Origin of the sequence: Aeromonas sp. R7-2, assembly GCF_040908105.1 — a bacterium.
GTDB classification, from domain to species: Bacteria; Pseudomonadota; Gammaproteobacteria; order Enterobacterales; family Aeromonadaceae; genus Aeromonas; species Aeromonas caviae.
The window spans coordinates 1-21,343 of record NZ_JBFODC010000027.1 but is presented as its reverse complement, the minus strand read 5'-3'; the positions used below and the strand labels follow the sequence as shown (position 1 = coordinate 21,343).

Annotated in this window: 18 protein-coding genes, 1 tRNA gene and 1 riboswitch; of the genes, 4 read left to right on the top strand and 15 right to left on the bottom strand. The window is 63.1% G+C overall.

The features are described 5' to 3' along the window. Positions 1 to 10 precede the first annotated feature (10 nt). Complete coding sequence (bcsG, locus tag AB5Y47_RS11785; protein ID WP_368220256.1) at positions 11 to 1,657, bottom strand: cellulose biosynthesis protein BcsG; 1,647 nt, start codon at positions 1,655 to 1,657, stop codon at positions 11 to 13. 392 nt (positions 1,658 to 2,049) lie between these two features. Here bcsG and AB5Y47_RS11780 point away from each other — a divergent pair, with 392 nt between their 5' ends. Further along, positions 2,050 to 3,246: an amino acid aminotransferase gene (locus AB5Y47_RS11780; protein ID WP_201888879.1), complete on the top strand. Its 1,197-nt coding sequence runs from the start codon at positions 2,050 to 2,052 to the stop codon at positions 3,244 to 3,246. Between the two features lie 58 nt (positions 3,247 to 3,304). After that, positions 3,305 to 4,237, top strand: a complete 933-nt coding sequence (locus AB5Y47_RS11775) for a LysR family transcriptional regulator (protein WP_368220255.1) — start codon at positions 3,305 to 3,307, stop codon at positions 4,235 to 4,237. Between the two features lie 16 nt (positions 4,238 to 4,253). Here the strand turns inward: AB5Y47_RS11775 and AB5Y47_RS11770 are convergent, their stop codons facing one another. The 7 genes from AB5Y47_RS11770 to AB5Y47_RS11740 form a co-directional block, all read right to left on the bottom strand. Next, complete coding sequence (locus AB5Y47_RS11770) at positions 4,254 to 4,577, bottom strand: DUF1820 family protein (protein WP_010672837.1); 324 nt, start codon at positions 4,575 to 4,577, stop codon at positions 4,254 to 4,256. A 117-nt stretch (positions 4,578 to 4,694) separates the two neighbouring features. Beyond that, complete coding sequence (locus AB5Y47_RS11765; RefSeq protein WP_201888878.1) at positions 4,695 to 5,576, bottom strand: YjjW family glycine radical enzyme activase; 882 nt, start codon at positions 5,574 to 5,576, stop codon at positions 4,695 to 4,697. A gap of 10 nt (positions 5,577 to 5,586) precedes the next feature. After that, complete coding sequence (locus tag AB5Y47_RS11760; protein ID WP_223954152.1) at positions 5,587 to 7,113, bottom strand: YjjI family glycine radical enzyme; 1,527 nt, start codon at positions 7,111 to 7,113, stop codon at positions 5,587 to 5,589. 122 nt (positions 7,114 to 7,235) lie between these two features. After that, on the bottom strand, positions 7,236 to 7,571 hold the full coding sequence (locus AB5Y47_RS11755; protein ID WP_049635961.1) for an AzlD domain-containing protein: 336 nt from the start codon (positions 7,569 to 7,571) through the stop codon (positions 7,236 to 7,238). 2 nt (positions 7,572 to 7,573) lie between these two features. Then, on the bottom strand, positions 7,574 to 8,287 hold the full coding sequence (locus AB5Y47_RS11750; RefSeq protein ID WP_049635962.1) for an AzlC family ABC transporter permease: 714 nt from the start codon (positions 8,285 to 8,287) through the stop codon (positions 7,574 to 7,576). A gap of 121 nt (positions 8,288 to 8,408) precedes the next feature. Continuing rightward, positions 8,409 to 8,885 (bottom strand): murein L,D-transpeptidase family protein, encoded by a 477-nt coding sequence (locus tag AB5Y47_RS11745; protein WP_029313677.1) that lies wholly within the window; start codon positions 8,883 to 8,885, stop codon positions 8,409 to 8,411. A 397-nt stretch (positions 8,886 to 9,282) separates the two neighbouring features. Further along, positions 9,283 to 11,133, bottom strand: a complete 1,851-nt coding sequence (locus tag AB5Y47_RS11740; protein WP_247631578.1) for a M3 family metallopeptidase — start codon at positions 11,131 to 11,133, stop codon at positions 9,283 to 9,285. A 294-nt stretch (positions 11,134 to 11,427) separates the two neighbouring features. Here AB5Y47_RS11740 and AB5Y47_RS11735 point away from each other — a divergent pair, with 294 nt between their 5' ends. Continuing rightward, entirely contained in the window at positions 11,428 to 13,107 is a 1,680-nt protein-coding gene (locus AB5Y47_RS11735) for a methyl-accepting chemotaxis protein (protein WP_010672830.1), read from the top strand. Between the two features lie 229 nt (positions 13,108 to 13,336). Further along, positions 13,337 to 13,422: riboswitch (cyclic di-GMP riboswitch) on the top strand. A 60-nt stretch (positions 13,423 to 13,482) separates the two neighbouring features. Continuing rightward, entirely contained in the window at positions 13,483 to 14,904 is a 1,422-nt protein-coding gene (gene gbpA / locus AB5Y47_RS11730; RefSeq protein ID WP_368220254.1) for an N-acetylglucosamine-binding protein GbpA, read from the top strand. A 111-nt stretch (positions 14,905 to 15,015) separates the two neighbouring features. Here gbpA and cbl read toward each other — a convergent pair whose 3' ends face one another. The 7 genes from cbl to AB5Y47_RS11695 all read right to left on the bottom strand — a co-directional run bounded on the left by cbl (position 15,016) and on the right by AB5Y47_RS11695 (position 21,158). Next, on the bottom strand, positions 15,016 to 15,963 hold the full coding sequence (gene cbl / locus AB5Y47_RS11725; protein WP_151028621.1) for an HTH-type transcriptional regulator Cbl: 948 nt from the start codon (positions 15,961 to 15,963) through the stop codon (positions 15,016 to 15,018). A 116-nt stretch (positions 15,964 to 16,079) separates the two neighbouring features. Then, entirely contained in the window at positions 16,080 to 17,147 is a 1,068-nt protein-coding gene (locus AB5Y47_RS11720) for a sulfate/molybdate ABC transporter ATP-binding protein (RefSeq protein WP_010672827.1), read from the bottom strand. 31 nt (positions 17,148 to 17,178) lie between these two features. Then, positions 17,179 to 18,072 (bottom strand): sulfate ABC transporter permease subunit CysW, encoded by an 894-nt coding sequence (cysW, locus tag AB5Y47_RS11715; protein WP_368220253.1) that lies wholly within the window; start codon positions 18,070 to 18,072, stop codon positions 17,179 to 17,181. Further along, positions 18,069 to 18,908, bottom strand: a complete 840-nt coding sequence (gene cysT, locus AB5Y47_RS11710; RefSeq protein WP_049635966.1) for a sulfate ABC transporter permease subunit CysT — start codon at positions 18,906 to 18,908, stop codon at positions 18,069 to 18,071. The genes cysW and cysT overlap by 4 nt, the downstream gene beginning before the upstream one ends. A 269-nt stretch (positions 18,909 to 19,177) precedes the next feature. Next, positions 19,178 to 19,753, bottom strand: a complete 576-nt coding sequence (locus tag AB5Y47_RS11705; RefSeq protein WP_039039453.1) for an alpha/beta hydrolase — start codon at positions 19,751 to 19,753, stop codon at positions 19,178 to 19,180. A 39-nt stretch (positions 19,754 to 19,792) separates the two neighbouring features. Continuing rightward, complete coding sequence (locus AB5Y47_RS11700; RefSeq protein WP_042864432.1) at positions 19,793 to 20,794, bottom strand: sulfate ABC transporter substrate-binding protein; 1,002 nt, start codon at positions 20,792 to 20,794, stop codon at positions 19,793 to 19,795. A gap of 287 nt (positions 20,795 to 21,081) precedes the next feature. Beyond that, a tRNA-Asp gene (locus tag AB5Y47_RS11695) sits at positions 21,082 to 21,158 on the bottom strand. Positions 21,159 to 21,343: the final 185 nt, after the last annotated feature.

Here is a 21,343-nt window from a genome sequence, read left to right as displayed (position 1 = left end):
ACTTCCGGTCTCATTGGGGATAGGGGACCCAGTCCCCCTGCCCCAGCTTGATGTGGTACTTGCCCTGATATTCGATCACCACCGAGCCCTGGTTCTCGGACACCGACGGGGTCTGCGGCAGGTCGCCCAGCAGGGCATCCCAATCGATGGTCTCGCTCCCGAACACATCCTTCCCCACCAGCCTAGAGACCAGTTCTGATACCGCCAGGAAGCTGCTGGGGGTGTCCACGTTGCGGGTCGCTTCGTGGGGCGCCTTGGTACCGAGCAGGGCAACCCCCACCGGCACCTGGGTGATGCTCGGGCTGGGAATGTCCCGCAGCCCGGCCATCTGCATCTTGTCGCCGGTGAGAGCGGCGCCGTGCTCAGGCACCATCACCACGGCCACCTTGCGGCCGGATTGCTCCAGCGTCGTCATGAAGTCGTCCAGCTGATCCAGCAGGGTCTTGAGCCTCGCCTTGTAGGGCGCTATCTGGCGGCTCGCCACATAGCGGTTGCCATCGTGCAGGGCGATGAGGTTGAAGAAGGTGACGTTGCGTGCCGCCTGACTCTGTGTCCGCTCGTTCAGCCAGCGGCCGAACAGGGCATCCCCGCGATAGATGGGCTCGCCATCGAAGGAGGCGAGATCATGGGCCAGCCCCTTCTTGTCCATGGGGGTCACATCCAGCCCGGCATACTGCTGCAGGCCGGTCAGGTAGTTGCCAAAATCCCCCGAGTGATCCATGGCCACCTGTTTGGCAAAGCCGAGCTGGGCCAGGTTCTCGAACAGCAGGCATTGCTTCGGCGCCGTCACATAGAGCCCCTGGTGGCTGGTCTGCCCGCAACTGGCCCGCAGCAGGCGAATGGAGCTCGGGCCGCTGTAGGAGGTGGCGGAGTTGAAGCGGTTGAAGCGAATGTCGAAGTGGGACCAGACCGGGTGCCCGGTCAGGCCGCTCGCCTCCACGTCACGCCAGGCCAGGGAGCAGACATTGATGATGAGCACATCGAAGGGGGTCGCCTGGGCTGGCAGGCTCTCCGGGAAGTGCACCAGTCTCTCCTGCTCCTCCCGATAGAAGTCATCGAGATAGGCGTTGAGGTTCTCGTTGGTCGGCGGGGCACTCTGGTCAAGCTGCTCCTCCATGGGCAGCACTGAGGGGCGGGTCTCCTCCCGGGACGTGTTCACGACGTGCTCGCTCGCCCCCTTGCTGCTCGCGAAGGGATTGCTCACCTGGGGCGAGACCCAGAGCCAGAGCAGCGCCAGCAGGATCCAGGGGGTGAAGCGCAGCCACTGGGCGATGAAGAGGTAGAGGGTCAGCATCACGAAGCCGATACCCACCATCTCCCAGTTGATGAAGCGCCCGAGCAGCTCCAGCCAGTAGTCCAGGGTGAAGGAGAAGACCTGGCTGCCCTGATCGAGAATGCTCTCTATCCCCGGCAACCAGGTGTCGTGATAGAAGATCCCCGCCCCCACCGGCAACGCCAGCCAGTGCCGCGCACGGCGCCACCCGGCCCTTGGCAGGGGAAAGATCAGGAAGGCGGCAAACACCAGGTTGATCAGCGGGTGAAAATTGAGGTAGCCCGCCCAGAGCAGGGCGAACTTGGCAAGAAAATAGACATTCCAGCCACCCAGGCCGTGCCAGTCCAGCCAGGGAGAATCGGCATCAGAAACGTGTCGGGTCATCGGCGATGAGTCACCTGTTATCGTGGGCCCCCCGAAGGGGCCGGGCACACTGCAATGGTTGTCAAAAGAATAGCCTGACTATTATGCAACTATTAATTTGTCTCAGGTGGCGCTGAACCTGACTCCCCCGGATGGGTGTAAGGGGAATGAGAGGGGCCGTATGTATCCATATATTATCCAAACGATCCCGATAAGGCAGCCTTCTCTGACAAAATGGGGGGAACGTGCAGACGGGATGCAGGATCCTGACAAGGGCCCCGCGCTTACCACTGCGACAGACTTTGTCAGCCCTGTCGCCATCTCGAACAACTTGAGGCCACCTCTGGATTGCGCCATCATATCGGCCCGGCTGATGGCCGGCCGAATTGGACAGTCAACTTCAAGGACCCCCCATGTTTGAACACGTCGATGCCTATGCTGGCGACCCCATACTGACGCTAGTCGAGACCTTCCACAAAGATACCCGCGAGCAGAAGGTGAACCTGGGGATCGGCCTCTATTACGACGAGCAGGGCCGCATTCCGCTGCTGCCGTCGGTGCAGCAGGCCGAAGCGCAGCGCGCCGCCGCCCCGGCCCCGCGCCCCTACCAGCCGATGGAAGGCGCCGCCAACTACCGCACCGCGGTGCAGCACCTGCTGTTTGGCGCCGAGCACGAAGCGGTCAAGGCGGGTCGCATCGCCACCATCCAGACCATCGGCGGCTCCGGCGCCCTGAAGATCGGTGCCGATCTGCTCAAGCGCTACTTCCCGACCTCCGAGGTGTGGGTCAGCAATCCCACCTGGGACAACCACAAGGCGATGTTCGAGGGGGCCGGCATCAAGGTGCACGACTACCCCTATTACGATGCGGCCACCGGCGGCGTGCAGTTCGACGCCATGATCGACTGCCTGAGCAGCCTGCCTGCGAAAAGCATCGTGCTGCTGCACCCCTGCTGCCACAACCCGACCGGGGTGGATCTCTCCCGTGCCCAGTGGGACCAGGTGATCGCCCTGGTGGTCGAGAAGAACCTGATCCCCTTCATGGACATCGCCTATCAGGGCTTCGGTGACGGGCTGGAAGAGGATGCCTATGCCATCCGCGCCATGGTGGCCGCCGGTGTCAGCTTCTTCGTCAGCAACTCCTTCTCCAAGAACCTCTCCTTCTACGGCGAGCGCTGCGGCGGCCTGTCGGTCATCTGCCAGGATGCCGAAGAGGCGAGCCGGGTGCTGGGCCAGATGAAGGCCACCGTGCGCCGCAACTACTCCAGCCCCCCCACCCACGGCGGCCAGATCACCGCGGCGGTGATGAACGACGCCAGCCTGCACGCCATGTGGGTCGGTGAGGTGACCGAGATGCGCACCCGCATCAAGGCCATGCGCCAGAAGCTGTTCGAGGTGCTGAGTGCCAAGGTGCCGGGCCGCGACTTCAGTTACTTCATCAACCAACGCGGCATGTTCAGCTACACCGGCTTCACGCCGGAGCAGGTGGACCGCCTTCGGGAAGAGTTCGCCGTCTACCTGGTTCGCTCCGGTCGCATGTGCGTGGCGGGCCTCAACAGCCGCAACGTCGACTACGTGGCCGACGCCATGGCCGCCGTGCTCAAGGGCTAAGCCCGCAAGCCCCGCTCAGGCGGGGCTTTTCGTTTGTCCCCTTGCCCGTGGAACCGTGATGGATCTCATTGCCCTCTCCCGCCTCGGCGGTCGCCACCTGGTGACCCTGCATCTGCTGCTCGACACCCAGAGTGTCACCCGCAGCGCCGAGCGCCTCTGCACCACCCCCTCCACCGTCAGCAAGACCCTCAACCAGTTGCGCGAACTGCTGGGGGATCAACTGCTCTACCGCCAGGGCAACCAGTTGCTGCTGACCCCGTTTGCCGAACGCCTCGGCCCGACGCTGCGCCGCCTGCTGGGGGAGCTCAACGGCCTCACCAGCCAGGAAGGATTTGCCCCTGCCAACTGGCAGGGGGAGCTGAACCTGGCGATGAGGGAGAGCAGCATGATCTGGCCCATGGGGGCCGTACTGGGTCAGTTGATGCAGGAGGTGCCGGGGCTGATGCCCGTCGTGCGTAACAAGGACGAGCAGGGACTGGCTGCTCTGGCGGCGGGCAAGCTCGACTTCGTGATCCTGCCCCACGATCAGAGCCAGCCCGGGGTCAATCAGCCCGGCCTCGTCTGGGAAACCTTGCGGGAGGACGAGCTGGTCTGCCTGATGCGCGCGGATCATCCGGCGTTGACGCGCTCCTGGGATCTCGATGCCTACCTGAGCTGGCGCCACATCGCCATTCGCGATCAGGAGCTGGCCGATCCCTTCTTCGAGCAGAGTCTGGCCCAGCGCCAGGTACGGCGCAGACTGGGGGCCACCCTGCCGGATTTTGGCAGCGCCGCCGCCCTGCTGCGCCAGAGCGATCTCATTCTCACGGCCGTGAAGGGCTGGGCTACCCGGGCTTGTACCCAGGGGCTGGTGAGCCGCCCCGTCCCCTTCGATTACGGCGCCGTGACCCACAGCCTGGTGTGGTATGGCCCCCTGGGGGAAGATCCCGCCCTGCGCTGGTTCCGTCAGCGCATCCTGCAACTGGCCCGGGAGCTGGACGCCCCACAATGATGCCTGGCGGCAGGACTCAGGGCTTCTTGGTATAGATGGGGCCTGGGAAAGAGGTGACGTTGTTGCCCAGTTCGGTGATGCGGGCGGCCCCCTGCTTGCGCACCTGATCGACCCTCAGCACGTGGTGCATGGGAATAAGGGTGCGGGTGACGTCGGCAAATTCGCTCTTCAGCTTCTCGTGGCTGGGGTCGACGATGAGCGCCGTGTGGTTGTCCCACACGAAGTGGGCGATCTCGATGAAGCCGAACAGCTGGCCCTGATTCACCTCTCTTACATAGACTTCGTAACGCTCGCTGTGACAAATGAACTGCACTCGATAAAGGGCGTTGGATTCACTCATGGGTATCTGTTGGTGATGGACGGTTTGCCCATTCTAGCCGTCCCCTCGGACAGCCCCTATAGACAGAGTTCACAGTTGCGTCATATCGGGTCACAGCCTCCCTACGTGCCGCAGAGCTCAGATCGCAGGCAGCATCACCGACCCAAATCCCTTGGCCTTCAATGCGTTGGCCAGCACAGTCAGGTCAGCCGACCCGGCTTCTGGCCATGACAGCGCCTCCCCTCGCACCCCGTGGTGGCGAAAGCCGTTGAGGCGGATGGGCACGGGCCCCAGCGACAGCAAGAAGGTCGTCAACGCTTCCTCCAGCGCGCCGGTGGCATCGAGAAAATCGCTCCGCCCCGGCACCAGCAACAGCCGCACCTCCGCCAACTTGCCCGCCTGCGCCAGCAGTTGCAGCGATGCCAGCACACGCTCGCGGCCCCGCCCGGTCAGGGCCAGATGCACAGGCTCGCGCCACCCCTTGAGGTCTATCATGGCGCCGTCCAGCACCGGCATCAGCCGCTGCCAACCCGTTTCCCCCAGGGATCCGTTGCTGTCGAGCAGGCAGGTGAGACGGGCCAGATCCGGCGCAGCCTTGATGGCCGTGAACAGGGCGATCACGAACGGCAACTGGGTGGTCGCCTCCCCGCCGGAGACGGTGACGCCGGTGAGCAGCGGGCCATAGCGGCGCAGCAGGGCCAGCACCTCGGCCACCGACATCTGGCGCGTCTTGGGGGTGGCGTGGAGAGGGCAGGCCTCCAGACAGGCGTCACAATCGGTGCAGAGCGCCTCCTGCCAATGAACCTTGCCCTCGCTCATGGCGAGGGCGCCACTCGGGCAGACCGCAAGGCAGTCGCCGCAATCGTCGCACAGCCTGATAGTGTGGGGATTGTGGCAACCGGGGCAGCTGAAGTTGCACCCTTGCAGAAACAAGACCAGCCGGTTGCCCGGCCCGTCTACGCAGGAGAAGGGCAGCACCCTGCTCACCAGGGCGCTGCGCGTCAGCAGAGCTTCATCCATCGGACTTGGCTCAGTACTGACTGATTGTCGACTCATTGGCGACCACTCGCGGCGTCCGCTGGCGAATGGCGGTCACTTCACTCGCCTCGGCACCAAGACAGGTGGTCTGCAGCCGCGACCCCTCCTCTGCGAAGCGTGCCACGTCGCTCTTACGGATCATATAGCCGGTCACCCGCACCAGATCGCTGTCCGCCACGTTGGCACTGAATTCGCGCATGCCGAGGGCGAAGGCCCCCTTGCAGAGTTGCAGCAGCGCCTGCGGGTTCTGGCGTATGGTGGGATCCAGGGTCAGGATCTCGCTGATCCCGGAGTGATAAAAGCCGTGGTGGGGCGCCAGGGCCAGCAGGTGACTAGCGGGATCCGGCTCCTCGCCATAGGGGATCCGTACCCCCGGGGTCACGCCCCTGTCCACGCTGAGTCCCCCCTGGGCGTGGAGCAGGGCACGGCCGCCCCAGGCATGGGTCTGGCCCCTCCTGGCCACCCACTCGGAGAGGCGGGCCGAGATGCGATAGCCAAGCTGGTTGGCCTCATCGTCATGGCCATAGCGCCACGGCAAGCCTCCCTTTTCCATCAGCAGGTTCACCGCCTCCGCCATGCCAAAGATGCCGAACATGGGGACGAAGCGCGTCTCCTCGATCAGCCCCTCCTCCACCAGGAAGCTGTCGAAGAAACCCGACTCCCGGTGCAGGAAGGCGGCGCGCGCCTCGATGAGCCGCGAGGCCTGCTCGCAATAGTGAGGCAGTGTGCGCGCCATGAAATCCTCAACCCCTGCGCTCTGCCCGGCCACGCCCTTGAGGGAAAGGCGCACCAGGGTATTGGCACCGCCCCCCAGGGGCAGGGCATTGTAGCAACTGACGATGCCAAAGCCGCGTTCGTCGAAGGTGTCCCTGTGCAGCGGATAGTTGACAATGTGGGGCTTGCTGCAGGCCGAGATGTTCTCGACCCCTTGCAGCAACAGGCTGTCCGGTGTCTGCACCGGGTCGTGGAACAGACTGAGATTCGGCGCCACCTGCTGGAGTTCCCTGTCGATGCGCAGGATCAGCCGGCAGATCCGGTTGTCGTCGGGGCCGATGTTGACGTGCATGAAGGCATCCGGCAGCACCCGATCCAGATAGATCCAGAAGGCCTTCAGCTTGCGATGGAGCGTTTCATCATCCAGCTCACCGACGAAGGGCAGCAGCAGGTGATCGAGGCGCCCCAGCCAGACCGGCATGCTGGTGACGGAGGGCACGTGGTGGTAGAGGATGCGCAGGGCATCGAGGGCCTCGTCGAAGTCACGCGGTGGCGCCAGCTCCAGCCAGGCCGAGCCCTGTCGCAAAAACCGCTCGTAATCCGGCAGCACGTAGCGCGGCTTGTGGGGAGCGTGCCCCTCGAACATGTCGCACAGCACCCCTTGTGCCATGGCATCCTGCACGGCGGCAGGCAACTCGGGGTAAGGCAACGCGTTTTCGGCGGCGAGCGCCAGGGCCCGACCCTTCTGGGCCGGTGAGAGCAGAGGGTCGCGCACGATGCGCTGGCAGGTTTCGGTGAAGGACATGGTTCACTCCGTGGCGGGTGGAACCAAAATCCTCACACTTGAGAGGCCTTTTTTGAAGTGACATTCCCAACATGGCGGATATCCCATCAAGACATCCGCCATACCGGATCACGGCACGCCCTTCACCAGGGCCAGAACAGGGCCACGCCCCCCAGCCAGCGCAGCAGGAAGAAGCCCCCCATGCCGACGACCACCACCACCAGGGTAGGCAGGCGCAGCAGGGTCAGCACCGTCACCAGCAGGGTGGCGGCCAGGTAGTCCGGATCCCAGTCCAGCCCGCGGCCGGGCTCATAGCTGAAGACGATGGGCAGCCAGATGGCGGTCAGCACCGACTGGGCCGAGAAGCTGAGGAAAGCCCCCATCTCGGCCCCCGGCTGATAGCGGGTCAACCGCGAGAAGAAGGCAAAACGGTTGAAGAAAGTGATCAGGGCCAGCAGCCCTATCATCAGCCAGCCCATGATCACCTCCTCATCCGGTGCAATACATAGCCCACCACCATGCCGGCCAGGGCCGAGACGATGATATGGATCTCCGCCAGCAGCGGCTTGGTGACGAGCGCCGTCCCGCCGCTCACCAGAGTGGCCGCCACCATGGGCAGGTTCTTCATGGCGGGGAGCGTCATGGCGATAAAGGTGGCGGCGATGGCAAAGTCGAGCCCCATCTTGTCCAACCCGTCAATGTACTGGCCGGCGGCGATGCCGAGCAGGGTCGCCAGGTTCCAGAACAGATAGAAGACAAAGCCCGCGATGAGCGCATAGGCGGGATTGAAGGCGCCGCTGCGCTCCCTGTCTTTCAGCGCCACCGCAAACATCTCGTCGGTCAGGAAGAAGGCGAGGCTGGCCCGCCAGCGCAGGGAGAGCGGCAGCACGTCGCGCCGGAAGGTGAAGCCATAGAGCAGATGCTGGGAGGTGATCACCATGGTGGAGCCCATGATGGGCAGCAGCGGCGTCCCCGCCCCGAACAAGGTGGTGGCCGAGAGCTGGGCCGCCCCCGCATAGACCAGCAGCGACATCAGCTGTGCCTGGAGCGGGCTCATACCCGCCTGAAGCGCCAGGGCGCCACACAGTATTCCCCAGGGGATGACGGAAATGGAGAGCGGGAGCATATCCAGGGTGGCACGCCACCAGAGCGCCCCCGTGCGCTCGGGCACAGGGAGGCGGGTTTCCGACATCATGGGATCATCCTTGTCACAGCCAATGCGAACCGGAAAAACTAGCACGGCGCAGGAGGCAGTGTCACGTCATGGTCTGCGACAAATGCAACGCCCGCATGAGAGCGGGCGTTGGCAGACAGGATCAGGGCTCGATGATGATGGGAGTGCCGGGCTCGATGGCGTTCCAGATCTCGTCCATCTCGTGGTTCAGCACCGCGATGCAGCCATTGGTCCAGTTGGACGGCTGCACCCTGCGATCCCCCAGGCTGTTGCGCTGGCCGTGGATCATGATCATGCCGCCCGGGTTCACACCCAGCTCGTTGGCGCGCTTGATGTCGTCCAGATTCGGGTAGTTGATGTGAATGGCCTTGTAGAAACCGGAGTTGCTCTTCTTGTAGTCCAGGGTATAGCGACCTTCCGGGGTACGCTGATCCCCTTCACGCTGCTTGTGTCCCTTGGGAGCCGGGCCCAGGGCAATCCAGTAGCGCTTCACTTCCTTGCCATCCTTCATCAGGGTCAGGCTGTAACTCGACTTCTTCACCACCACCATATCGGCGGACAGAGTGGCAAAACTCAACGCGGGCCACAGCCCCAGCAAACACAGCAATACGGCTCTCACTATCCATCCCTCTGCGAGCCTTCTGGGCTCTCTTGTTAGCAAATCATCTGAATGCCGCCACCCTCTGGTGGCGAGCGAGCGCCATGATATGGGATCGCCGTGAATACTCAATATATCGGGAGAAACATATCTGTGGCCAGCAGGGGGAAATGGCCGTCAGCCCGCCATGCAGACACCCTGCCAAGGGCAGGGCGTCGCCTATTGCCCGCAACCGGGCGCCTCAGCGCTGATCGTCAAGGCCTAGAAGATGGCGCAGGAAGAAAAACCAGCGGGCAGCGCCGTCAAGGACACTTGAGCCTGTCCACCACCAATCCAAGGCTGGCGCCATGGGGTCAGGCCATCTCAACGCACAAAAAAGAGCCCCTGATGGGGCTCTTTTGACAGTGCGACACAGGGCTCAGGCCAGGGTCACTGGTTCGGCGGTCTCAAGGCGCCGGATCCAGGCCTCGAAGTCTGCCAGCATGCGCGCCTCGGACTCGCTGTTGTCGGCGATGAGCTCGGCCCCGTGTACCACCCGGATATGGGCGTCGAGGGGCGTTCCCTCCCCTGCCGGTGGGCGCTGCCGCGCGGCCGCCATGCATGCTTGCGCCTGTTGCCACGCCTCGGCGGCACTCCGGTTGCACGCCTCTGCCAGCGGCACCGCACTGAAACCCTCGCCGGTGAGGCTCTGCAGTGTCTCGTCGTGGGTCATGCCGTTGCCCGGTCCCCAATAGTGGGCGGCCAGATCCGGCCCGATGCGCGGGTTGTCGGTGAGGTAGCCGTCGCGCCTCAGGAAATAAGCGCGGGTCTGCTCCACCGCCATCAGTGCCAGCAGATAGCCGTGATAGGCGCAGGCCGACTCCTGGTTCAGAAGGTGTGGGATGGCCAGCAGCGGGCGCGGGCTATCCACCCCCAGGATCTTGCGCTCCCACTTGCGGGCCAGGGCCAGCACGGCTGCCGGGGTGCGCTCGCTATCTGCCATGGCGTAGAGATCCCGCTCGAAGTAGGCCACCAGCGCGATCTGGCGCTCGTTGAAGGCGCGAAATGGCTGGCGCGCTTCAATCATGGCCTGGATAAGCGCATCGGGGATGGGTTCTCCCGCCGCGTTTCTGGCGTAGCGCTTGAGCCAGTCCGCGTCGTCCAGCAGGCTGTCGCAGAACATGGACTGGGTCTCGGCATAGGCCATGGAGGTGGGCGGAAACTCCTGGGAGAAGCAGGGCGCGTTGCCGGTGACGTTGGCAAAGTGCGCCGCGTGGCCTCCCTCGTGGAACAGGGTGTTGAGCCCACTCCAGCCGCTGCCCACCTGGGCCGGATTGGCCAGGCTGGTGAAATTGACCACCGCCGGCACCCACTCCCCATCCTGCCAGAAGCTCGGCACCGGGCCGTGACAGAAGCCGTTCTCGTATTTTCCCTCCCGGGTCAGCAGATCCAGGGTGAGGGTGGCACCGCGGTACTGGATGCCGAGCCGGCGGAAGCTCTCGACCCAATCCTTCAGCGCCCGGGAGAAGGGCACGTAAGGGTCGAGCTGGCGGGTCACGTCACCACTCACGCTGTAGCGCAGGTTGTGGGGCAGCAGGGCTGCTTCCCCCTTGGCCGCTTTCAGCTCCGCCAGACTCTGGTGCAAGCGGGCATCGGTGCGGGCGATGAAGTCGTCAAGAATGGCAAACAGCTGCTCCGGGCTCATCTGCTCGTTCTTGTGCACCTTGTAATCGAAGTAGTCGCGATAGCCCATGGCACGGGCAAAGCGGTTGCGCAGCGCGACGATGGCCAGATAGCCGTTGTCGACCACCCACTGCTCCAGGGTGTGGAACATGGCGAGCGCGCTCTGGCGCACCGCCTCGTCGCTGCTGGCGGCCAGCGCCGTGCTGGCGGCGGGCAGACTGCCGGGCACCTGGCGGCCCTGCTCGTCCAGCAAGGTAAGCTTCAACCCCTTGCGACGGGCGAAGAGATCCGCCTCGGCGGCCACCAGCTCGTCCATCAGGGCGGAGGCACCGGGATCTTCGATGACGTTGCACTCGAAGAAGGCGATCCAGCCCCCCAGACCACGCCTGAGATCCGCCTCTTCGGCCTGGGCCTGCATCTCCCGCAACACCGGCAGGCGGGCAGGATCGGCACAGAACGCCTTGTAGGCCTGTTCGGCCGCGGTGAAGCCTGCCTGATCGTCGCTGGTGCCCATGTAGGTGGACCAGAACAGGTCCTCCTTGCGTCTGTGCACCTGCAGGTAATCGGCATTGAGCTGGTTGAGATAATTCCTGGCAATGGAACTCATAACTTCCCTCTTGTTATGGGGCGACCACGGGGCGCCCACTCCTTTTTGGTGAAATGCCAACCCATTCACACTTCTTGCAAATTGAGTAGACAAATTGTGCGCCGGGATGCGCGCCATCACGCTATCAAAAGCGAGGGTTTCTGTCTGCTGGCTATACTGGTTGTCAAACTGCTCAATTGGCTGTTTTCCACCGCAACCCATTGAAAGTTAATGATATGTTAAAAATAATAACAATCAGGTCCGGCCGGCAGTTCGGCCACAATCAGACCCGCATGGGAAAGTAAGGATAAGACTATGTTCAAGCTCGGTGATATTGCCGTGAGTCGCAAGCTGATGCTGCTGCTCTCACTGGCCCTGGTCGGCTTCATCGCACTGCTGCTCATCTCGGCCAGTGCCCTGCACCGCAATCTGATGAGTGAACGGGAAGCCAGGCTGCAGGCGGTGCTGGATCTGGCCATGAGCCGGATCCAGGCTCTGGCCGCCACCCTCCCCCCGGAGCAGGCCAAGGCACAGGCCAAGGCCATGCTCGACAGCATGCGCTTTGACGGGGACAACTACCTGTTCGTGTTGGATGAAGATCGTCGGGTGGTGGTGCATCCCGCCAAACCCGAGCTGGTCGGCCAGCAGATGGGCAACAACCCTGCCGAGTCCCACTGGCAGCACATGGTGGATCTCGGCAAGGGCGGCCACCAGGGCAGGCTGGAGTATCAGTGGGTCTCCCCGTCCGGCGAGGCGGCCCAGAAGATGTCGCTGGTGACGGGCTACCAGCCCTGGGGCTGGATCCTGGGCTCCGGTGTGTTGTTGCAGGACATTGAGGCTACCATGTGGTCGCAATATGAGTGGATGGGTGGCGCCACCTTGCTGGTGATCCTGTTGATGGGGCTGCTGGGACTCGCCATCAGCCGCTCCATCGTCAATCCCCTGGCCGAGATCAACAAGGCCATGGCCCGGGTCGCGGCCGGCGATCTGGTGGTCAGCATCCCGGTGCTGGGCAGGGATGAGCTCGGCGCCGTCGCCAGCTCCACCAACCAGGGGCTGGATGCCATCCGCCGCGCCCTGCTGGAGGCGAGCCAGGGGGCCCGCAACGTGGCGGATGCCGCCCTGCGCATCGCCGCCTCCGCCGAACAGACCAACCAGGCGGTCAACAGTCAGCGGGATCAGCTCGCCCAGCTCGCCACCGCCATGAACGAGATGAGCGCCACCATCGCCGACGTGGCGGGTCACGCCGAAAACACAGCCCGTGACACCCAGGATGCCACCAGCGAGGCCGGGCTCGGCAACCAGGATGTCCATGCCAGCGTGCACGGCATCCAGGCGCTGGCCACCGAGGTGGATCAGGCCACCTCGCAGGTCAACCAGCTCAAGGAGGGTGTGATGCAGATAAGCGAGGTGACGGCGGTCATCAGCGCCATCTCGGAGCAGACCAACCTGCTGGCCCTCAACGCCGCCATCGAGGCGGCCCGGGCCGGCGAGCAGGGCCGTGGCTTCGCCGTGGTGGCCGACGAGGTGCGCCAGCTGGCCAGTCGTACCCGCCACTCCACCGAGGAGATCCAGAGTACCATCACCCAGTTGCAGCAACGGGCTGTCACCGCCGCCAACGCCATGGACGCCAGCCGCAAGCTGGCGGAGAGCAGCGTCAACCAGTCCGAGAAGGCGGGGCAGGATCTCTCCCTCATCGTCAATCACATCCAGCACGTGAGCGACATGGCGACCCAGATCGCCACGGCGGCAGAGCAGCAGAGCATGGTGGCGGAAGACATGAACCGCAACGTCAGCGGCATCAACGACTCGGCGCTAGAGATGTCCCAGGCGGCCTCCCAGTTGGCCCAGGAGAGCGAACTGCTGGCCGGTCTCTCCCGAAGCCTCGACGAGCGACTGGCGGTGTTCAAGCTGGACAACGCCCAAGCCCAGGACAGGATGATGCGACCGACCCAGGCGTCCTCTTCCCGAGCAGGCATGCAACCCCGCCACTGAGTGGCCCCATGAGCCCCTGCCAGGCTTGCAGGGGCTCCTTTCCTGTCATGGCCACGGGAGCCTCTCCCGGGCCACCCTCTCGCACTGAACCAGCGCGCAGATCCCGACGGAGCGATCTGCCGCTGATGCGCTGCTCCGATGAGACGGCACTGTCAATTTTTACACTTAATTTTTTAACAAAATATAGCCATGATGGGTGGTCGCCACAGGCGGCACCATGATCCTTTCTGTAGTCATTTGGCAAACTGGTTGAAAGGCCAGGACGCAAAGCCTCCGGTCTAAAGACAAGCTGTCCAGGATAGCGGGGTTGCAGCACCGTGTTTCGGGGAACTCCCCTGCCAACGTGACTGCCCACATCACCGAACAGAGGAATGTATGGCAGCAAATATCCGACTCACCCATCTCGCGGCAGCGCTGGCGCTGCTGGCCAGTGGCGGCGTGCTCGCTCACGGCTACATCAGCCAGCCCGAAGGGCGCAACTACCTGTGCAAGACAGGGGGCAACAGCCAGTGTGGCGCCATCCAGTGGGAACCCCAGAGCCTGGAAGCCCCCTCCGGCTTCCCTGATGGCGGCCCCGCCGACGGCCAGATAGCCTCGGCCGATCACCCCCAATTCGGCGAGCTCAACACCCAGACCCTCGATCGCTGGACCAAACGTGAGGTGCAGGCCGGCCCCTTCGCCATCAGCTGGACCTTCACTGCCAACCACGTGACCCGCAACTGGCGCTACTACCTCACCAAGCAGGACTGGAACCCGAACCAGCCCCTCACCCGGGATGCGTTCGATCTCAATCCCTTCTGCGTCATCGATGGCAACATGGTGCAACCCCCCAAACAGGTGACCCATCAGTGCACCCTGCCCCCGCGTACCGGTTATCAGGTCATTCTCGGGGTGTGGGAGGTAGGGGATACCGCCAACAGCTTCTACAACCTGATCGACGCCCGGTTCAAGGATGGCACCCAGCCACCGCTGACCTGGAACCAGGGAGGGACCATCTATCCCTCCATCGACCTGGTGGCGGGTGACAAAGCCAGAACCCGGGTGTTCGATGCCAATGGCGAGCGCACCGATCTCCAGACCGAGCTGACCATAGCCAGCACTGAGCAGGGCCAGAAGAACAACTGGGCCCACGCCCTGGCGAGCAAGATCAACGCCGAGCAGAGCCAGATCCGTGCGGGCCAGCAAGGTACGGACGGCCAGTTCAACCCCGTCTATGGCCAGAACCCGGTCTACCTCAAGGCTGGCAGCAACCTGCAACGGGTCGAGATCCAGCTTGAGCAACAGCAGCCCCCGGTTGAGAACGGGATCAGCGTGAGCGGTCTGGCGAGCGACTACCCCCTCGACAACGGCAAGCTCACCCTGACGTTCACCGTCACGGCCCAGGGGGATCTCGCCATCACCAACACCCTCTATGACCACGGCGGTGTCGCCAGGGGACAGAGCAGTGCCGACATCAAGGACGGCAGCCAGAGTTTCTCCATGGCGCTGACCGGCTTGAGTGCAGGCCACCATCAGCTAGTGATCGAGGGCAAACCCAAGGCCGGTGGTGACGCGGTGCAGCAGACCCTGGACCTCATGTTCAAGGATCCTGCAAGCGGGGGCGATTACCAGTTCACCTTCCCGGACGGCCTCAAGTCCTACACCGCCGGAACCCGGGTGCTGCAGCCGAAGAACGGCAAGGTCTATCAGTGCAAACCCTTCCCCTACAGCGGCTGGTGCAGCCAGTGGGCGAGCACGGCCACCCAGTATGAACCGGGCGTAGGCTCCCACTGGCAGGAGGCCTGGACAGCGCAGTGATGGGACGTATCCGACCTGGCGGGAACCCGCTCGGCGTTTCCCGTGCCAGATCAGGTCAACATCAAACAAACGGGGAGCACATGGCTCCCCGTTTTTCATCCATCCCTCGGTTCAGATCTGATAGTCGAGCAGAGGCTCGTTGCTCATGGCGCGGGCCTGGATCTCCGCCAGCGCCAGATCGGGGTTGCAGAGCTGGATGAACTGCCAGGCAAAGTTGTGCTGGAACTGCCCCTGCTTGAGGCCAATCCAGGCGGTGTGCGGCGCAAACAACCGACTGCCGTCCAGTTGCACCAGTCCCTTGTCCCGCTGGGAATCGAACGCCATGTCCGCCAGTATGCCCACCCCCATCTCCAGCTCGACATAGGTCTTGATGACGTCTGAGTCCTGGGCGGTCAGCAGGATCTGCGGCACTATGCCCGCCTCGGCAAAGGCATCATCCACCCGTGCCCGACCGGTGAGGCCGGCCTGATAGGTGACGATGGGCCAGTGGGCCAGAGCGGCCAGGGTCAGCTCCCGCTCGGCGGTGAGAGGGTGCTGCTCCGGCACGACGATATTGTGGTGCCAGCGGTAGTAGGGAAAGGCCACCACCCCTTCGCTCTTGTCGAGCTGCTCGCTGCTGATGCCGATGTCCACCTCGCCGGTCTGCACCAGCCGCACTATCTCCTCCGGGCTCCCCTGACGCAGCTCCAGCTGTACCAGAGGAAATTGCTCCCGAAACGCCTTCACTACCCTCGGCAGGGCATAACGGGCCTGGGTATGAGTGGTCGCGATGAGCAGCCGGCCCGAGTCGCGATTGGCAAAGGTGCTCGCCAGTTTGCGGATGTTTTCGGCATCCCCCAGGATACGCTCGGCGATCACCAGCAACTCCTTGCCCGGCTCGGTCATGCCGAGCAGACGCTTGCCATAGCGAATGAAGAGGGCGAGCCCCAGCTCCTCCTCCAACTCGCGAATGTGGCGGCTGACCCCGGACTGGGACGTAAAGAGGGCATTGGCCACGTCGGTCAAGTTGTAATCCCGCCGTGCCGCCTCCCGAATGATTCGCAATTGCTGAAAGTTCACCTCATCGCCTCCTGCGCTGAGTGGCGGTGGCTCGTGCCACCGTCCTCTTGTTATGGATTGCCGGGATCATAGCCCGGCAGCAAGCCTGAAAGAGGGCCGCACCTCGCGGCTTGACCTCAGATCTGGTAGTCGGGATAGAGCTGTGCCTGCCTGGCCACCAGACGCACCCCCTGGCCGGGGGCAAAGGCCCGGGCGGCCTCCTTGCTCAGTTCGGCCTCGTAGTGGGCACCTCCCGTCTCCCCATCGCCACGCAGTTCCACCCGGATGCGCGGCCCCATGGGCAGCAGGCGGGTAATGGTGGCGCGAATGCCACCGGGGGCATCCGAGGGCAGGATCTCCAGCTCGTGGGGGCGCACATAGGCGATGGCCGCACTCCCTTCTGCCAGATGGGAGGGGATGGGGCCACCCAGTTGCTGCTCACCGATGCCAAGCCCCTGCCCGGCCACCCTGCCACGAAACAGGTTCACGCTGCCAAGGAAGCTGTGCACGAAGGCACTGGCGGGCTGATCATACACTTCGGCAGGGGTGCCAATCTGCTCTACCTTGCCGGCGTTCATCAGCACCACCCGATCCGCCACCTCCAGGGCCTCTTCCTGATCGTGGGTCACGAACAGACTGGTGACATGCAGCTCGTCGTGAAGCTCACGCAGCCAACGGCGCAGCTCCTTGCGCACCTGGGCATCGAGGGCGCCGAAAGGCTCGTCCAGCAGCAGCACCTTGGGCTGCACCGCCAGGGCCCGGGCCAGGGCGACCCGCTGGCGCTGACCACCGGAGAGCTGGGTCGGGTAGCGTGCCGCGACATGGCTAAGCTGCACCAGATCCAGCAGCTCCTTGACCCGGGTGCGGATGGCCGCCTCGTCCGGGCGTTCGCTGCGCGGCTTGACCCTCAGGCCAAAGGCCACGTTCTCGAACACCGTCATGTGGCGAAACAGGGCGTAGTGCTGGAACACGAAGCCAACGTTGCGCTCGCGCACATGGAGATCCGAGGCATCCTCGCCGCGGATGATGACGCTGCCACTGTCCGCCTGCTCCAGCCCGGCGATGATCCGCAGCAAGGTGGTCTTGCCGCAGCCGGAGGGGCCGAGCAGGGCGACCAGCTCACCGTCGTGAAAATCGAGGTTGATGTCGGCCAGCGCCGCGTACTGATTGAAATGCTTGTTGAGCCCTTGAACCTGAATGCTCATGAATGCCTCTCCTATAACCGTTAATTCGGGATCAATGGGACTGGGTCGGTTGGCCGCGCAGCCTGGCCAGCAGGGTCTCACCCAGCAGGGTGAAGATCCCGAACAGCGCCAGCAGGCTGGCCACCGCGAAGGCGGCACCGGTCTGGTACTCGTTGTAAAGGATCTCGATGTGCAGCGGCAGCGTGTTGGTCTGGCCGCGAATGTGGCCGGAAACCACGGAGACAGCGCCAAACTCCCCCACCGCCCGGGCGGTACAGAGCAGCAGGCCATACATCAGACTCCAGCGGATGCCGGGCAGGGTCACCCGCCAGAACATCTGCAACCCGCTCGCCCCCAGCATGATGGCGGCCTCCTCTTCCTCCGGGCCCCGCGCCTCCATCTGGGGCAGCAGCTCGCGTACCACGAAGGGCACAGTGATGAAGGTGGTCGCCAGGATGATCCCCGGGGTAGCGAAAATGATCTTGATGTCGTGCTCGCTGAGCCACTCGCCGAACCAGCCGCGACTGCCGAACAGCAGCACGAACATCAAGCCTGCGATGACCGGCGAGACCGAGAACGGCAGATCGATGAGGGTGATAAGCAGTTGCCGGCCAGGAAAGCGGAACCGGGCGATGGCCCAGGCGGCGGCCAGCCCGAACAGCAGGTTCAGGGGCACCGAGCAGAGCGTCACCAGGGCGGTCAGCCCCAGGGCGCTCAGGGCATCCGGCTCGCTGATGGCGTGCCAGAAGAAGGCCAGACCCGGGCTCAGCGCCTGGATGAAGACGGTGGCCAGCGGCAACAGCAGCAAGGCGGCAAACCAGCCCAGACCGACGGTGACCAGCAGCCATTTGACCCAGACCGGTTCATGGGTCACCGGGGGATGACGCGCCGAGGTGGCCGGAGCGGACTCCTGGGCCTGATCGAGATGTGCAGTAGAGGCGTTCATATACGGCTTCCTCCGATGCGAACCCAGCTCCAGGCTTGCAACTTGTTAATGAGCAACAGCAGCACAAAGGAAATGAGCAGCATGACGGACGCAATGGCCGATGCTCCGGCATAGTCATACTCCTCCAGGTGACTCATGATCATCAGGGGGGCAATCTCGGACACCATGGGGAGGTTGCCGGCAATGAAGATGACAGAGCCGTACTCCCCCACGCCACGAGCAAACGCCAGGGCAAAACCGGTGAGCAGCGCAGGTACCAGGGTCGGCCACAGTACCCGGATGAAGGTCTGCCAGCGGTTGGCCCCCAGGCTCGCGGCCGCCTCCTCTTGCTCGCTCTCCGCTTCCCGCAGCACCGGCTGCAGGGTACGCACCACAAAGGGCAGCCCGATAAAGGTCAGGGCAATGACCACCCCTATGGGGTTGTAGGCAAGCTCGATGCCCAGCGGAGCGACCCATTGGCCAATCCAGCCGTTGGGGGCAAAGATGGCGCACAGGGCGATGCCGGAGACGGCAGTCGGCATGGCAAAGGGCAGGTCGATCAGCGCATCCACCAGTCTGCGGCCGGGGAAGGTATAGCGCACCAGTACCCAGGCCAGTATCAGACCGAACAGACTGTTGAGCAGGGCGGCAATGAAGGCGGCGCCAAAGCTCAGGCGAAAGGAGGCGAGCACCCGGGGGGAGCCGATCACCTGCCAGAACTCGGCGGCGCTCAGGTTGTTCACCGCAAACAGCACCAGTGCCGAGAGCGGCAGCAGCACCAGTATGCCCAGATAGAGCAGACTGAAGCCCAGCGTTGGCCCCAGGCCTGGCAGGACGGAATAAGAACTTAATCGCATAACACATCCGTTTGTTATAAATACTTTGGATGTGACGATTTTGCTCACGGCGGCCAGGGACAACAAACACCAATAATGCCTTTGCTAAGCACTTTTTTATCTAACAATGGTGGAACAAGGCTTTTAGAGCGATAAGCATAAAAAAAGGTCTTTTATATAAATAAAAGACCTAAAAGACGGAGCGGTAAAACCGGGAACATGCAAAGTCAGTCACGCTGGCCAAGTTGCCAGCCTGTCTGGAAATCGTGCCGAGACAATCCGAGGCGCCCTCATCGAAAACTGAGTGCAGCCTGCTTGCCCCACTCGGCAGGAGCAGGCTCCACCACCATTTCGGCACGGCGGTATAGGGTGCCGAGCAAAGCGAGCCCCTGGTGCCACTCCCCATGGCCGGACTGGGCATTGATATGGCCCACCTCCCCCGCATCGAACAAGGGCACCTGCCACTGCCGGCTCCAGAACTCTGCCCGCTCGAAACTCATCCAGGGGTCATTGCGGCTGGCGATCAACTGGGCAGAGACCTTGATGGACCCCGCCAACACCTCATCCGGGATACCGAAACGGGCAGGATCGGCAGGGGCAACGATGAAGATGGAAGAGACCTTGTCTGGTTGCAGTCTGGCGGCAGCGATGGCCGTCAGAGCACCGAAGGAGTGGGCGACCAAGTGGACCCGGCTGCGCCGGCTCCTGAGCTTGCTCGCCAGCTTGGCGCTCCAGACCGTGAGATCCGGCTTGTCCCAGGGCAGACCCATCATTCTCTGCCACTGGGGAAATTGCTGGTGCCAGCGGCTCTGCCAGTGATCCGGCCCACTGTTGTGCAGACCGGGAACCAGAAGGATCTTGTTCATCGTGGTACTCCTATCTGTTGTCACAGGGGCCTGCGTCTCTTAACGGCCCGGTTGGTAAATCTGGTCAAACGATCCGCCCTGGGCGAAGTGCTTCTTCTGTGCCTTGTCCCAATCGCCTTCCAGATCCTTGACAGTAAAGAGCGTCAGGTTGGGGAACTGGGCCGCTGTCTCCTTCAGGATCGCCGGATTGCTCGGACGATAGTGGTATTTGGCGATGATGCGCTGCCCTTCGTCAGAGTAGAGATACTCGAGGTAAGCCTTGGAGACGGCCTCGGTACCATGCTTCTTGGCTACCTTGTCCACCACGGCTACCGGCGGCTCGGCCAGGATGGAGACCGAGGGCACCACCAGTTCGAACTTGTCGCTGGTACCCGGCTGATTGAGCACCAGCAACGCTTCATTTTCCCAGGCCAGCAACACATCCCCGAGCCCGCGTTCGATGAAGCTGGTGGTGGCGCCACGTGCCCCGGAGTCCAGCACCTTCACATTCTTGAACAGATCGCTGACAAACTGTTTGGCGCCCTCTTCAGTGCCGCTTTTCTTCAGCGCATAGCCCCAGGCAGCCAGATAATTCCAGCGCGCACCGCCGGAGGTCTTGGGGTTGGGGGTGATGATGGCGACATCCTTGCGCACCAGGTCGCCCCAATCCTTGATCTGCTTGGGATTCCCCTTGCGCACCAGGAAGACGATGGTGGAGGTGTAGGGAGATGCATTGTTGGCCAAACGCCCTTCCCAGTCGCTGGCGGTGAGACCTGCCTTGGCCACCGCATCCACGTCATAGGCCAGCGCCAGGGAGACCACATCAGCCTCCAGTCCGTCCACCACGGCACGAGCCTGTTTGCCTGAGCCACCGTGTGACTGGCTCACCACCACATCGTCGCCGGTTTTGGCCTTCCACTCCTTGGCAAAGGCACTGTTGTACTCCTGGAACAGCTCCCGCGTCGGGTCATAGGAGACATTCAGCAGCCGCACCTCGGCGGCTTGGACCTGACCGAGAGCCAGCAGGGAGAGAACGGTGAGAGCGGTCATTCGCAGTTTCATGGTGATACTCCATATCGTTGGGTTGAGTACAGAATGCCGCCTCCCACATATATCAGGAAGAAAGAAAAAGCGCTTTGCTTATCTCTTTTACGCATATTAGGTCAACCACCAACCCACGTTAACAGCCTCGCTCAACCCCCTCTATGCCCCTGCTCGCCCAACTCTCCCCTCATCACCGTCAGATCGCAGGCACGAAAAAGCCCAGTCTGTTGACTGGGCTTGCTGACTCGCATGCTGAAGGCGCATAGCAAAAAGGCCTTCCCGTGAAGGAAGGCCTTTCAATTTAGTGGCGGAGCGGACGGGACTCGAACCCGCGACCCCCGGCGTGACAGGCCGGTATTCTAACCGACTGAACTACCGCTCCGCATTCGGTTAGCTTTCGCTAAATCTTTTGCTGCTTGTTTGTGAGGTGTCATCCTCGCAGCCAGCCATGTGATTCTTCACATCACCGTTTAATTGGGTGCCTGGCAGTGTCCTACTCTCGCATGGCGAATGCCACACTACCATCGGCGCTACAGCGTTTCACTTCTGAGTTCGGCATGGGGTCAG

Excerpts from the sequence above, each read along its gene's own strand:
- AB5Y47_RS11735 (WP_010672830.1), top strand. The coding sequence starts at position 11,428 with ATGTTCAAGCTCGGTGATATTGCCGTGAGTCGCAAGCTGATGCTGCTG.
- AB5Y47_RS11780 (WP_201888879.1), top strand. The coding sequence starts at position 2,050 with ATGTTTGAACACGTCGATGCCTATGCTGGCGACCCCATACTGACGCTA.
- AB5Y47_RS11760 (WP_223954152.1), bottom strand. The coding sequence starts at position 7,113 with ATGTCCTTCACCGAAACCTGCCAGCGCATCGTGCGCGACCCTCTGCTC.
- bcsG (WP_368220256.1), bottom strand. The coding sequence starts at position 1,657 with ATGACCCGACACGTTTCTGATGCCGATTCTCCCTGGCTGGACTGGCAC.
- AB5Y47_RS11755 (WP_049635961.1), bottom strand. The coding sequence starts at position 7,571 with ATGGGCTGGCTGATGATAGGGCTGCTGGCCCTGATCACTTTCTTCAAC.
- AB5Y47_RS11770 (WP_010672837.1), bottom strand. The coding sequence starts at position 4,577 with ATGAGTGAATCCAACGCCCTTTATCGAGTGCAGTTCATTTGTCACAGC.
- cysW (WP_368220253.1), bottom strand. The coding sequence starts at position 18,072 with ATGAACGCCTCTACTGCACATCTCGATCAGGCCCAGGAGTCCGCTCCG.
- AB5Y47_RS11740 (WP_247631578.1), bottom strand. The coding sequence starts at position 11,133 with ATGAGTTCCATTGCCAGGAATTATCTCAACCAGCTCAATGCCGATTAC.
- AB5Y47_RS11720 (WP_010672827.1), bottom strand. The coding sequence starts at position 17,147 with ATGAGCATTCAGGTTCAAGGGCTCAACAAGCATTTCAATCAGTACGCG.
- AB5Y47_RS11775 (WP_368220255.1), top strand. The coding sequence starts at position 3,305 with ATGGATCTCATTGCCCTCTCCCGCCTCGGCGGTCGCCACCTGGTGACC.
- AB5Y47_RS11750 (WP_049635962.1), bottom strand. The coding sequence starts at position 8,287 with ATGATGTCGGAAACCCGCCTCCCTGTGCCCGAGCGCACGGGGGCGCTC.
- AB5Y47_RS11705 (WP_039039453.1), bottom strand. The coding sequence starts at position 19,753 with ATGAACAAGATCCTTCTGGTTCCCGGTCTGCACAACAGTGGGCCGGAT.
- cysT (WP_049635966.1), bottom strand. The coding sequence starts at position 18,908 with ATGCGATTAAGTTCTTATTCCGTCCTGCCAGGCCTGGGGCCAACGCTG.
- gbpA (WP_368220254.1), top strand. The coding sequence starts at position 13,483 with ATGGCAGCAAATATCCGACTCACCCATCTCGCGGCAGCGCTGGCGCTG.
- AB5Y47_RS11765 (WP_201888878.1), bottom strand. The coding sequence starts at position 5,576 with ATGGATGAAGCTCTGCTGACGCGCAGCGCCCTGGTGAGCAGGGTGCTG.
- AB5Y47_RS11700 (WP_042864432.1), bottom strand. The coding sequence starts at position 20,794 with ATGAAACTGCGAATGACCGCTCTCACCGTTCTCTCCCTGCTGGCTCTC.